The following is a 13,349-nucleotide window of genomic DNA, read 5'->3' as shown; positions in this document are numbered from 1 at the left end:
CGTTCGCCGACACCGGCAGGACTAGCCGAGCCGCTGGGCCGGTCGGCCGGGCTCATCCAACCGGGTCACCGGATCCGCGGCGGGACGCTTCGGCAGGATGTGGTCGCCGGAGGACTGGTGCCGCACCCGGCGCAGAACCCAGGGTACGAGGTATTCCCTGGCCCAGGCGAAGTCTTCGGTGCGCGCCTGGCGCCACGTGGTGCCCGGCATGGGCTCTGGAACCAAGGGCTCCAACGGGTTGTCCACGTTGAGGGCGTCGAGCACCATCCGCGCCACCGTGTGATGTCCGAGTGGATTCAGATGCAGACGGTCCGGCGCCCACATCCGCACATCCTGAATCTCGGTCAACGACCACATGTCGGCCACGATGGCATCGCGAGAGGCCGCTATCGCGCGGATGTTCTCGTTGTAGATGGCGACCTTGCCACGCAACCCCCTGAGCACGGGGGAGAAGCGCACATCGGTGCCGGTGAACACCACCACCGTGGCGCCGTCCGAACCGAGCAGCGCAACGGCTTCGTCGAGCCGCGCCGCGATCGCATCCGGATCGCTGCCCGGACGCAGCACGTCGTTGCCGCCGGCGGAGATCGTGATCAGGTCAGGGTGCAGCGCCAGGGCCGGCTGCACCTGCTCCGCGAGGATCTGGTTCATCAGCTTGCCGCGCACGGCCAGGTTGCCGTACGCGAAATCGTCCGAACCCAGGCTGAGCATCTCGGCGACGCGGTCTGCCCAGCCCCGGTTCCCGCCGGGGCTGGCGGGTTCCGCATCCCCCACGCCCTCGGTGAATGAGTCGCCCACTGCGACATAGCGGGACCACGGATGCTGCTGCTTCGTCATCCCCTCATTGTGCTCCCGTCCGGCGACAGTCGCCGGGACTTGATAGGTTGTTATGAAGTGACTACTGCACCTGACTTCGGATCCGAGTTTCGGGAACCCTCGACTCATCAGACCTCTGAACCCGGATCGTTCGGCGTACCCGACGGCGTCCTGGCCGAGGCCGTCGACACCCCGCCCGTCTACGGGCCAGCCAGGGGACCCGCCGGCACCAGCGCCGCAGAACACCTGTCGCCGTCGTTCCCCGAGCGCGCCGCCTGGGGCACCGCCAGCAAGCTCCGCGCCTGGCAGGCAGAGGCCCTCGAGGCCTACTTCCAGCACCAGCCCCGGGACTTCCTCGCCGCCGCCACGCCGGGCGCAGGCAAGACCACCTTCGCCCTGCGCCTGGCCGCCGAACTCCGCGCCCGCCGCGTGATCGACCGCATCACCGTGGTCGCGCCCACCGAGCACCTCAAGCGCCAGTGGGCCGACGCGGCCGCGAGGGCCGGCATCCGGCTCGACCCCGGTTTCAAGAACGCGCACGGCCGCTACGGCAGCCACTTCCACGGCATCGCCGTCACCTATGCCCAGGTCGCCACCCGGGCGGCGCTGCACCGCGAACTCACCCAGGCCAGCCGTACCCTGGTAATCCTCGACGAGGTCCACCACGGTGGCGACGCGCTGAGCTGGGGCGACGCCATCCGTGAGGCCTTCGACCCGGCCACCAGGCGACTTTCGCTGACCGGGACCCCGTTCCGCTCCGACACCTCGCCCATCCCCTTCGTGACCTACCTGCCGGACAAGCACGGCATCCGGCTGTCCCAGAGCGACTACAACTACGGCTACGGTCGCGCCCTCGAAGACGGCGTCGTGCGTCCGGTCATGTTTATGGTCTACGCCGGGCACATGAAGTGGCGCACACGGGCCGGCGACGAGATGGAAGCCAAGCTCGGCGAGGGCAACACCAAGGACATCACCTCGCAGGCCTGGCGAACGGCCCTCGAACCCAGCGGGCAGTGGATCCCCGCCGTGCTCCGGGCGGCCGACAGCCGGCTCACCGAAGTCCGGCACGGCATCCCCGACGCCGGGGGCCTGGTCATCGCAACGGACCAGACCACCGCCCGCGCCTACGCCGCGATCCTCGAGGAGATCTCGGGGGAGCGTGTCACCGTGGTGCTCTCCGACGAGAAGGAATCCAGCGACCGGATTGACGAGTTCTCCCAGGGCACCAGCCGGTGGATGGTCGCGGTGCGGATGGTGTCCGAGGGTGTCGACGTGCCGCGCCTGGCCGTCGGTGTCTACGCCACGAGCGCGTCGACGCCCCTGTTCTTCGCGCAGGCCATCGGCCGGTTCGTCCGCGCCCGCCGTCGCGGTGAGACGGCGTCGATCTTCCTGCCCAATGTTCCCGGCCTCCTCAGCCTCGCCAATGCCATGGAGCTGGAACGCGACCACGCGCTGGACCGCAGCAACCGTGACGACGGCGACGACGGCATGTACAACCCGGAAGACGCCATGGTGGCGGCGGCGAACAAGACCGAGAAGGCCTCGGACGAGCTCGGCGAGGAATTCACCTGGCAGGCGCTGGACTCGCAGGCGACCTTCGACATGGTCATGTTCAACGGCGACGAGTTCGGCGAGCTCGCCGAACCCGGCACCGACGAGGAATTCGACTTCATCGGCATCCCTGGGCTCCTCGAGCCCGAGCAGGTGTCCGAGCTGCTCCGCCAGCGCCAGCACCGGCAGGCCAAGCGCGGCTCTGAGCGGCGCACAGCGGCCGCAGCCGTCGAGGGGGCACCGGAGGAGCCGATGCCGCTCTATCGCACGCTCAAGGAGCAGCGGAAGCTGTTGGGCAGCCTCGTGGGCATGTGGTCGAAGCTGTCGGGGGAGCCGCACGCCATGGTGCATGCCGAGCTTCGCCGGTTGTGCGGCGGGCCGGCCGTGGCGCAGGCCAGCGTCACCCAGATCCAGAAGCGCATCGATCTGCTCCGCAGCCGCCTGGGCCGCAGCTGATGCATTGACAGGTATTGGCATCGCAGAACGGCCGATAAACTAGCGCGCAACGAAAGAGGGCGAGCATGGATTCGAAGAAAGCCGATCTTGACCGCGTCGACCGAGCCCTGCTTCGTGCCCTCTCGGTCAATGCGAGAGCCTCAGGGGCGGCACTGGCCGCGGAAATCGGCGTGGCAGAGTCGACCGTGTCACTGCGGCTGCGGCGTCTGCAGCAGCTCGGGCACATCCGCGGCTACCGCGCCAACATCGACTTGGCCGCCCTCGGGGCGTCCCTGCAGGCCCTGATCTCGGTGCGGCTGGCCAAGCACGTGCGCGATCAGATCGACGACTTCCGCAATGCCGCCCCGCACTGGCCGGGTGTGATCGGCCTGTTCCACACCGCCGGCGCCGATGACTACCTGCTGCACGTTGCGGCCGCAGACGCCTCCGACCTGCGCGACTTCGTGCTCGAGCACCTGGCCGAGCATCCGGCCGTCGCTCACACCGAGACCAACCTGATCTTCGAGTACGTAGACGGCGACGGCTGGCAGGACCTGGTCAAGTAGGGCGCACGGCCGCCGCGGCGCACTGACGGAGCTTTGCCCGCGATAATCGAGAGATGACTGCTCCTGACGACAACGACGACTCCCGGCCTCGAGCCGCGAGCGTTTTCGATGTGGCGAAGGTCGCCGGAGTCTCGCACCAGACGGTGTCACGGGTCCTGAACGACCACCCCAGCCTCCGGGACGCCACCAGGCAGAAGGTGCTGGCGGCGATGCGTGAGCTCAACTACCGGCCCAACGCGGCAGCCAGGGCGCTGTCGTCGAGCAGGTCGCGGATGATCGGCATCCTCTCGACATCGAGCGGTGAGTACGGGCCTGCATCCAGTGTCGCCGCCGTGGAGACGGCCGCCCGCGCTCGTGGCTACAGCGTGACCATCGCCAACGCCGACGGGCTCGATCCGCGATCGATCGATGAAGCGGTGAACCATCTGGCCAATCTGTCCGCAGAGGGACTGGTTGTCGTTGCGCCTCAGACACAGGTTCTCGTCGCCCTCTCCGAGCTGTCGATCGGCATCCCCTTCGTGACCCTGCAGGCCGCGGACAGCGACGCGCCCGGCGCACGGCAATTCGACCAGGTGGTCGGCGCCCGCCTGGCCACGGCACACCTCGTCGCCCTCGGCCATCGGCGGATCGGCCACATCGCCGGCCCCTCCGAGTGGCTGGACGCATCGCAGCGCCTGGCCGGATTCCGCGAGGAGCTGGCGGTGCACGGATTGGACGCCGGTGTCGTCGAGACGGGGGACTGGAGCGCAGCCTCCGGCTACCGGGCCGCCACCGAACTCATCAGCAGGGGAGTGAGCGCCATCTTCGTCGGAAACGACCAGATGGCACTCGGCGCGGTCAGCGCCGCGACGGCCGCATATCTGGACGTGCCGGGCGACCTGAGCATCGTCGGCTTCGATGATGTTCCCGAAGCGGCTTTCTATCGACCCCCGCTCACCACGGTGCGTCAGGACCTCGCGGAAGCGGGCCGTCGCGCCGTCGCTCTGCTCCTCGGTGAGAGCGATGCCGCCCCGTCCGTGCACCCGGAGCTGATCGTGCGCGCGTCCACTGCGCCGCCGCGGTCCGGCCACACGGCCCTCGAATAAGGCGACACCGACGGGTTCAGTGCCGTACACTTTTCAGTGTGACCGATCATGTGATCGATCACATTGGAGCCAAAGGAGTCCCTCGCCATGACCGAGCACGCCGCCGAGCACGCCGCCGCGTCAGCCGAATTCGACGACGCACCGCGACTAGACACCGATCGGCGCAGTGCCGCGAGGGACGCGATCCTGTCCGGGCGCACGTCCCTCGGCATCGAACTGGGATCGACCCGCATCAAGGCCGCTCTGATCGGTGACACCCCCGCAGACGTACTCGCCGTCGGCAGCCACGACTGGGAGAACGAATTCGTGGACCGCGTCTGGACCTACTCGCTCGAGGACGTGTGGACGGGCATCCAGGCCGCGCACGCCGCACTCGTCGACGACATCGAGGAACAATACGGCGTGCGACCGTCCGGCTACGGGGCGATCGGCGTGTCGGCCATGATGCATGGCTACCTGGCCTTCGACACCGCCGGCGAACTGCTCGTGCCGTTCCGCACCTGGCGGAACACCACGACAGGACCGGCCGCCGCCGAGCTGACCGAACTGTTCGGGGTGAACATCCCGCTCCGCTGGTCCATCGCCCACCTGCACCAGGCCGTGATCGACCACGAGCCGCACGTCCCGCAGCTCGACTTCGTGACGACCCTCGCCGGGTACGTGCACTGGCGCCTCACCGGCCGCAAGGTCCTCGGCGTCGGCGACGCGTCCGGCATGTTCCCCATCGACCCCGCCACCAAGGACTACGACGCCGAGCTGTTGGCCAGGTACAACGGCCTCGTCTCCGCATACGCCCCCGAGCTCGACCTCGCCAGCCTGCTGCCCACCGTGCTCGTGGCCGGTCTTCCCGCCGGGGAACTCACGGCCGCGGGCGCGGCGCTCCTCGACGCGACCGGGGCCCTGCAGCCCGGCTCGGTGCTCTGCCCACCTGAGGGCGACGCCGGCACAGGCATGGTCGCGACCTGTTCAGTGGCTCCGCGCACCGGCAACGTCAGCGCAGGCACCAGCATCTTCGCCATGGTCGTCCTGGAGGGCCCGCTCCAGACCGTGCACCACGAACTCGACCTGGTCACCACGCCGGCGGGAGATCCCGTCGCAATGGTGCACTGCAACAACGGCGCGAGCGAACTCGCCGCCTGGGCCGGCCTGTTCGGCCGCTTCGCCGCCGCCGCCGGAACGCCGCTGCCGAGCGACGCCGTGTTCGATGCGCTGTTCCGGGAGGCTCTCGTCGGCGAGGCCGATGCCGGGGGGCTGTTGGCATACAACCACCTCGCCGGTGAGCCGATCGCCGGACTCACCGAGGGCAGGCCCCTCGTCGTGCGCACCCCCGACAGCCGCCTCACCCTCGCCAACTTCATGCGCGCACAGCTCTACGGCGTGTTCGGAACGCTCAGTCTCGGCATGCGGGTGCTCGCGGACGAGGGCGTCGAACTCGACGCCATGTTCGCCCATGGCGGCCTCTTCCGCACCGCGGGGGTCGCCCAGCGATTCCTGGCCGGCGCCCTGGATACCCCGGTGTCCGTCGCCGAGACGGCGTCAGAGGGCGGGGCATGGGGCATTGCGGTGCTCGCGTCGTTCACCGCGTCCGCGGCATCCGGCCTGGGCCTCGACGAATACCTGCGCGAGCGGGTGTTCGCCGGCGCGGACTTCGCGCGCGTTGCCCCCGACCCCGCTGACGTCGCCGGCTTCAGCGCCTACCTCGACCGCTACCACGCCGGCCTTGCCGTCGAGCGCACCGCCGTCGACACCCTGTCCTGAGAGGTTCCGCACCATGACCAGCTTCACGCCCGACATCGAACTCGCGATCGCGCGCACCCGTGACGAGGTCGCCGCGCTGCACGCCAAGCTCACCCAATACGGATTGGTGATCTGGACCGGGGGCAACATCTCCGGCCGGGTCCCCGGCGCCGACCTGTTCGTGATCAAGCCCTCCGGCGTCGACTACGACGACCTCACACCCGAGAACCAGATCCTCTGTGACCTGGACGGCACCGTCATCGAGAACAGCCCAGGCTCAGATCGCAGCCCGTCGAGCGACACCGCCGCGCACGCCTATGTCTACCGGAACATGCCGGCCGTCAACGGTGTCGTGCACACCCACTCCACGTACGCCACCGCGTGGGCGGCACGCGGGGAGGCCATCCCGTGCGTGATCACCGCCATGGCTGACGAGTTCGGCGGCGAGATCCCGATCGGGCCATTCGCCATCATCGGAGACGAGTCGATCGGCCGCGGAATCGTGCAGACGCTCACCGGCCATCGCTCACGCGCCGTCCTGATGCAGAACCACGGCGTGTTCACCATCGGGAAGAGTCCCACGGACGCCGTGAAGGCGGCTGTGATGACCGAAGATGTCGCCAAGACCGTGCACATCTCCCGCCAGTTGGGCGAGAGCATCCCCATCCCAGAGACCGCGATCGACGCACTGTTCGACCGCTACCAGAACGTGTACGGCCAAGACCCCAAAGGAGCACTGAAGTGACAAAATCGATCATTCCCGACCTCGCGACGAACGAGGTCTGGTTCCTCACCGGCAGCCAGGACCTCTACGGTGAGGAAACCCTGCGCCAGGTGGCTGAGCAGTCGCAGGACGTGGTGGACCAGCTCAACGCGTCCAGCGACATCCCGGTGACCATTGTGTGGAAGCCCGTGGTCAAGGACTCCGACGCGATCCGCCGCGCCATGATCGACGCGAACTCCGCCGAGAACGTCGTCGGCGTCATCGCCTGGATGCACACCTTCAGCCCGGCCAAGATGTGGATCCGCGGCCTGGACGCCCTGGCGAAGCCCTTCCTGCACCTGCACACGCAGGCCAACGTCGAGCTGCCCTGGGCCGAGATCGACTTCGACTTCATGAACCTCAACCAGGCCGCTCACGGCGACCGGGAGTTCGGTTACATCGCCGGCCGGATGAACATCCCGCGCAAGACCGTCGTCGGCCACGTGTCGAACCCCGCGGTCACCCTGCAGGTGGGCACCTGGACCCGCGCGGCCAGCGGCGCCGCCGCTGTGCGCAACCTGCGCCTGGCGCGCTTCGGCGACAACATGCGCAACGTGGCCGTCACCGAGGGCGACAAGACCGAAGCCGAGATCCGTTTCGGGGTGTCCGTGAACACCTGGGGTGTCAACGAACTCGTCGAGCGGGTGGATGCCGCGAGCGAATCGGACGTGGACGACCTGATCGCCGTCTACCTCGAGGCCTACAACGTGGCGCCAGAACTCAAGCCGGACGGCGACCGCCACGAGTCACTCCGCTACGGCGCGAAGATCGAGCTCGGACTGCGCTCGTTCCTCGAAGAGGGCGGCTTCAGCGCCTTCACCACCAACTTCGAAGATCTCGGCGGCCTCCGGCAGCTTCCCGGCCTGGCCGTTCAGCGCCTGATGGCCGACGGCTACGGCTTCGGCGGTGAGGGCGACTGGAAGACCTCCGTCCTCATCCGCGCGGCCAAGGTCATGGGCGCGGGTCTCCCCGGCGGCGCCTCCCTGATGGAGGACTACACCTACAACCTGGTGCCCGGCGAAGAGGCGATTCTCGGCGCGCACATGCTGGAGATCTGCCCGTCGCTCACCACGACGAAGCCGAACCTGGAAATCCACCCGCTCGGCATCGGCGGTCGGGAAGACCCCGTTCGCCTGGTCTTCGACACCGACGCCGGAGCCGGCGTCGTAGTCGCCCTGTCGGACATGCGGGACCGCTTCCGCCTGGTCGCTAACGTCGTGGAAGTCATCGACCTGCCCGCACCGCTGCCGCACCTGCCCGTGGCTCGCGCCGTGTGGAAGCCCGCCCCCGACCTGGCGACCAGCGCCACGGCCTGGATCACCGCCGGCGCAGCACACCACACAGTGCTCTCCACCGCCGTCGGCATCGAAGCGTGGGAGGACTTCGCCGAGATCACCCGCACCGAGCTGCTGATCATCGACGAGAACACCACCAAGCGCGGCTTCGCCAACGACGTGAAGTGGAACGCGGCGTACTACCGCCTGGCCCAGGGCATCTAGCCCGCAGGGCTACGGCCCTCGCCCGAGGCAACTGTGCCCCGTGCGGACAAATGTGACCGGTGTACCGGGTGCAGAAGTCCGCACGGGGCACAGTTGTTGAACCTGTGGGTTAAAAAACAACGCCCCCGCCGAAGCGGGGGCGTTGCAGTCAGCTTGTGTAGCTGACGCAGCTCTATTTAGAGGGCGCGGATGTTCTCGGCCTGGGGACCCTTGGGGCCCTGGGTTACCTCGAACTCGACCTTCTGGTTCTCATCGAGCGACTTGTAGCCGTTCGAAGCGATCGCGGAGTAGTGCGCGAACACGTCGGCGCTTCCGTCGTCGGGAGCGATGAAGCCGAAGCCCTTTTCAGCGTTGAACCATTTCACGGTACCTGTTGCCATGTGAAACTCCTCCAGGAGTGTTAGACCGGCCCCGACTGTCGGGACCGTTCGTCGCGGTATTCGTCGTCCGCTTCCGAAAGGAATAAGCCCGCACCGACCGAGGTCGATACGTTTTTTAGACGTGCAAGCACTACAACTACTTCGACAACACTAGCCCACATCGCTCGGTTCCCGTGGAGATCTGTGCGAAAAAAGGATCAAAGTGTTACGAAATCTGACTGAAATGCTCAAGACGAGGTCGCCCGGGTCACTGTTCGACGGTCACGAAGTCGATGAGCTGTTCCACCCTGCCCAGCAGGGCCGGTTCCAGGTCGGCGTAGGTGCGCACCTGCCCCAGGATCCGCTGCCACGCGCGGGCGATATCCGCCTGATCCTCGTGGGGCCAGCCGAGGGCTTGGCAGATACCGTGCTTCCACTCGATCGAGCGAGGAATCACCGGCCAGACCGGCAAATTCAAGCGTGCGGGCTTGACGGATTGCCACACGTCCACGTACGGGTGGCCCACCACGAGGACGTGCCGACCGTACCGGCCACGAGCAACGGCATCGGCGATCCGGCTTTCTTTCGAGCCGGGCACGAGGTGGTCGACGAGCACGCCGACACGGCGGGTGGAATCCGGCCTGAACTCGTCGAGCAGGTCGGCCAAGTTGTCGACACCCTCGATGTATTCGACGGCGACGCCCTCGATGCGGAGGTCGGCGCCCCACACCTTCTCCACGAGCTCTGCGTCGTGGCGTCCCTCCACAAAAATGCGGCTCGCCCGCGCGACGCGGGCCGGCGCGTCGGACACGGCGAGGGACCCGGATGCGGTGCGGGCGCGCGAAGCCGGCGTGGTCGGCCGGGGCTGCACCAGCACGATGGGCTCGCCATCCAGCAGAAAGCCGCCACCGAGGGGGAACAATCTGAGTTTGCCGAACCGGTCCTCGAGGGTGACGACCTTCTTCTCAACCCTGATGACGGCGCCGCAGAACCCGGTGGCGACCTCTTCGACGACGAGGTCGCGCACGGCCTCCTGCTGGGGAACGACACGACGGCCGGCCTCCCGCCATCCGGCGGCGAGCACATCTTCGGAGTAACGGTCCTCATTCACTGGATCGACGCTAGCGGAAGTCCCTCGACGACGTGTGTGCCGCCACGGTGAGCGGTTCGAAACGGTCGGCGATGAGGTTGACGACGCCCTCGGGGGAGCGCTCCAGGATCCCGCGGATCATCAACGCGGGGGACTCCCTGGCGATGCGGCGGAAGTGGTTCCACACCCCGACGCTGACGACGACGTTGACGTTGCCGGTCTCGTCCTCCAGGTTGATGAAGGTGACGCCGTTCGCGGTGGCCGGTCGCTGGCGATGAGTGACCACACCACCGACTTCGATGCGGCGCCCGCTCTCGCTGCTGGCGAGCTGATCGGCGGCGAGTGCGCCCCGCGCGCTCAGGGCGGCCCGCGCGTGCCGGATCGGATGGTCATCGGTGGATACGCCCGTGGCCCACAGGTCGTAGGCGACCTGCTCCACCGGCGTCATGAGCTCCAGCAGGGGCGGCTGCACGGTCTCGACCGATCCGCGCAGGTGTGCATCGGTGTCCTGGGCGGCCTCGCCCGCCGACCACAGCGCTTGGCGGCGTTCAAGCCCCATCCCTTCGAAAGCCCCGGCCGTCGCCAAGGATTCCAGCTGTTCCGCCGTCAGCCTGGCCCGCCTGGCGAGGTCGTTCATGGACTGGAACGGGCCGAACTGCTCCCGCTCAGCGACGATCCTCTCGGCCACCGTTGCCCCGATCGCCCGCACATCCGCCAGCCCGAGCCGCACGGCGATGGCGCCGTCTCTGCGGTGGCCCCGATCGTCGGCGGGGCGGCTCCTGTCGTAGACGGGGACCTCCGGTTGCTCGGGGTCGAGGCAGCCGGCGCGACCGGCCGGTTCTGCCGGCGCCCCCGCCACCGGTTCGAGAACCGCATCGGCGCCGGAGCGCTGCACATCCGGGCGCAGGACCACAACGCCGTGCCTGCGGGCGTCGGCCACGAGGGATTGCGGTGAATAGAATCCCATCGGCTGTGCCCGCAGGAGCGCGGCGAGGAAGGCGCCCGGATAGTGCAGCTTCAACCAGGCGCTGGCGTAGACGAGCAGGGCGAAGCTGATGGAGTGGCTCTCGGCGAAGCCGAAGTTGGCGAAGGCCTCGATCTTCTCGTAGATCTCGTCCGCCAGCTCCCCGGTGATGCCGTTGCCGGCCATGCCCTCGTACAGGGTGGCGCGCAGGGAAGAGATCTTCTCCACCCCGCGCTTGGAGCCCATCGCCCGGCGGAGCAGGTCCGCGTCTTCGCCGCTGCAGCCGCCAACGGCCATGGCCATCTGCATGAGCTGTTCCTGGAACAACGGGATCCCCAGGGTGCGCTCGAGGACCGGCTCGAGTTTGGGATGCAGGTAGGTCACCGGTTCCTGCCCGAGCTTGCGGCGGATGTACGGATGGACGGCGCCGCCCTGGATGGGCCCGGGCCGGATAAGGGCGATCTCCACCACGAGATCGTAGAACCGGCGCGGCTGAAGGCGCGGGAGGGTCCCCATCTGGGCGCGGCTTTCCACCTGGAAGACGCCGATGGAATCCGCGCGGCAGAGCATGTCGTACACGCCGGCCTCCTCCCGGGGAATGCTTCCCAGGGTCCAGGCCTCGCCGAGTGACTCCCCGACGAGGTCGAAGGTGTACTGCAGGGCGGCGAGCATGCCGAGACCGAGAAGGTCGAACTTGACCAGTCCCATCCAGGCGCAGTCGTCCTTGTCCCACTGCAGCACGGTGCGGCCCTCCTTGCGGGCGTGTTCGATGGGGCAGACCTCGCCGACGGGCCGGTCGGTGAGCACCATACCGCCCGAGTGGATGCCGAGATGTCGTGGGAATCCGAGCACGCGGCCGGCGAGGTCGGCGACCTGGTCGGGGATGTCGTGGTCGGGGCTGGACACCGCGGAGCCCCAGCGCTCCACCTGCTTCGACCAGGCGTCCTGCTGACCCGTGCTGTAGCCGAGGGCCTTGGCCATGTCGCGCACCGCGACCTTGGGCCGGTAGGTGATGACGTTGGCCACCTGAGCGGCATTGAGGCGGCCGTAACGTTCGTAGACGTACTGGATGACCTCCTCCCGCCGGTCGGAGTCGAAGTCGACGTCGATGTCGGGTTCCTCCTCCCGCAGACTGGAGAGGAACCGTTCGAAGGGCAGGCGGTAGAAGATCGAATCGACCGCGGTGATGCCGATCACGAAGCACACCGCCGAGTTGGCGGCGGATCCGCGGCCCTGGCAGAGGATGCCGTTGCGCCGGGCGAACTGCACGATGTCGTGCACGATCAGGAAGTAGCCGGGGAAGTCCTTGGCCTCGATCACGTCGAGTTCCTTCTCCAGGCGGTCGCGCACATTGGCGTTGTAGCCCGGGTAGGCCCGTTCCGCGCCCTCCCAGACCAGGTGGCGCAGCCAGCTCATCGGGGTGTGCCCGTCGGGCACGTGCTGCCTGGGCAACCGGGGCCGGGCCCGCCGCAGCGAGAAGGCGAGCTCGTCGGCGAGGGGCACGGTGCGGGCCACAGCATTCGGGTACCGGCCGAACCGTGCCGCCATCTCCGCTCCGCTCCGCAGGTGCTGGGTCGGTGCTCCCGGAAGCCAGCCGTCCATGTCGTCCAGGCTGCGCTGGGCACGCACGGCGGCCAGGGCCGAGTAGAGCGGGAAGTCCGCCGGCCGGGCGTAGTGCACGTTGTTGGTGGCGAGCACGGGTAACCCCGCGCGCTCGGCCAGGGCGGCCAGGGCATCGTTGGTCACCGTGTCCAGGGGCCGGCCGTGGTCGACCAGTTCCACGTTGACCGCGTCGCGGCCGAAGAGGGAGACCAGGACGTCGAGCTCGCGGGCGGCGGCCGTCTCCCCGTCGCGGCGCAGCGCCTGGCGTACGGCTCCGGACCCGGAGCCGGTGAGGATGCTCCAGTGCCCGCCGGAGAGTTCGGCGAGCTCGTCGATGTCGTAGACCGGCCGGCCTTTCTCTCCTCCGGCCATCTGTGCGCGGGTGAGTGCGGTGGCCAGACGGTGGTAGCCCTCCTGGCCCCGGGCCAGCACGACCAAATGGGTGCCTTCGGGTTCCGCCACCCCGTTCTGCGGCCGGCTGAGCCCGAGCGAGAGTTCCGCACCGAAGACAGTGCGGAGCTCGGGGTAGCTTTCCGCGGTCTCGGCCAGGCGCACCACCCCGTAGAGCCCGTCGTGGTCCGTGAGGGCCAGGCCATGCAGGCCGAGCTCTCCGGCTTCCTCGAGCAAACTCTCCGGCGAGCTGCCGCCATCGAGGAAACTGAAGTTGGAATGGGCATGCAGCTCGGCATAGCCGACGGCCGCCTCGTGCTGCCGGTGCGTTGGCGCCTGGGGCGCGTACGGCTGGCGGTGCCTTGACCAGGCGGGGCTGTCGCCGCCGTCGGCCTCCGGGGGAGGGCCGCCGGGGCGCCGGTCGGAGAGCTTGCGCTCCAGCTCCGACCAGGGGATGGGCGGGTTATTGAATCCCATGGTGGTGAGCTCCTC

General features: G+C 68.4%; 10 protein-coding genes. 6 read left to right on the top strand and 4 right to left on the bottom strand.

What is annotated here, in order from left to right; all coding sequences use genetic code 11:
* Nucleotides 1-21: 21 nt before the first annotated feature.
* The gene (locus tag BJQ94_RS09380; RefSeq protein ID WP_265401034.1) at nt 22-837 is read right to left on the bottom strand and encodes an SGNH/GDSL hydrolase family protein; all 816 of its coding nucleotides are present in this window, start codon (nt 835-837) and stop codon (nt 22-24) included.
* Between the two features lie 225 nt (nt 838-1,062).
* Between BJQ94_RS09380 and BJQ94_RS09375 the strand changes: the two genes are divergently transcribed.
* From BJQ94_RS09375 to araA, 6 genes are all read left to right on the top strand, one after another.
* Nucleotides 1,063-2,823, top strand: a complete 1,761-nt coding sequence (locus BJQ94_RS09375; protein ID WP_265401159.1) for a DEAD/DEAH box helicase — start codon at nt 1,063-1,065, stop codon at nt 2,821-2,823.
* Between the two features lie 65 nt (nt 2,824-2,888).
* Nucleotides 2,889-3,368, top strand: coding sequence for an Lrp/AsnC family transcriptional regulator (locus BJQ94_RS09370; protein ID WP_265401035.1), 480 nt, complete (start codon nt 2,889-2,891; stop codon nt 3,366-3,368).
* A gap of 53 nt (nt 3,369-3,421) precedes the next feature.
* Nucleotides 3,422-4,453, top strand: a complete 1,032-nt coding sequence (locus BJQ94_RS09365) for a LacI family DNA-binding transcriptional regulator (RefSeq protein WP_265401036.1) — start codon at nt 3,422-3,424, stop codon at nt 4,451-4,453.
* Between the two features lie 87 nt (nt 4,454-4,540).
* Nucleotides 4,541-6,211 carry an FGGY-family carbohydrate kinase gene (locus BJQ94_RS09360; RefSeq protein ID WP_265401037.1) on the top strand — a complete coding sequence of 557 codons (1,671 nt, stop codon included), beginning with the start codon at nt 4,541-4,543 and terminating at the stop codon, nt 6,209-6,211.
* 13 nt (nt 6,212-6,224) lie between these two features.
* Nucleotides 6,225-6,935, top strand: coding sequence for an L-ribulose-5-phosphate 4-epimerase (locus BJQ94_RS09355; protein WP_265401038.1), 711 nt, complete (start codon nt 6,225-6,227; stop codon nt 6,933-6,935).
* Between the two features lie 8 nt (nt 6,936-6,943).
* Nucleotides 6,944-8,452 (top strand): L-arabinose isomerase, encoded by a 1,509-nt coding sequence (gene araA / locus BJQ94_RS09350; protein WP_265401160.1) that lies wholly within the window; start codon nt 6,944-6,946, stop codon nt 8,450-8,452.
* 176 nt (nt 8,453-8,628) lie between these two features.
* Here the strand turns inward: araA and BJQ94_RS09345 are convergent, their stop codons facing one another.
* The 3 genes from BJQ94_RS09345 to BJQ94_RS09335 all read right to left on the bottom strand — a co-directional run bounded on the left by BJQ94_RS09345 (nt 8,629) and on the right by BJQ94_RS09335 (nt 13,334).
* Complete coding sequence (locus BJQ94_RS09345; protein ID WP_035840308.1) at nt 8,629-8,832, bottom strand: cold-shock protein; 204 nt, start codon at nt 8,830-8,832, stop codon at nt 8,629-8,631.
* Nucleotides 8,833-9,079: 247 nt separating this feature from the next.
* Nucleotides 9,080-9,922, bottom strand: a complete 843-nt coding sequence (locus BJQ94_RS09340; protein WP_265401039.1) for a DUF3097 domain-containing protein — start codon at nt 9,920-9,922, stop codon at nt 9,080-9,082.
* 10 nt (nt 9,923-9,932) lie between these two features.
* On the bottom strand, nt 9,933-13,334 hold the full coding sequence (locus BJQ94_RS09335; RefSeq protein WP_265401040.1) for an error-prone DNA polymerase: 3,402 nt from the start codon (nt 13,332-13,334) through the stop codon (nt 9,933-9,935).
* Nucleotides 13,335-13,349: the final 15 nt, after the last annotated feature.

Source organism: Cryobacterium sp. SO2 (genome assembly GCF_026151165.2).
Taxonomy (GTDB): domain Bacteria; phylum Actinomycetota; class Actinomycetes; order Actinomycetales; family Microbacteriaceae; genus Cryobacterium.
Note: the sequence above shows the minus strand (reverse complement) of the source record. Positions and strands in the feature narration are given on the sequence as shown.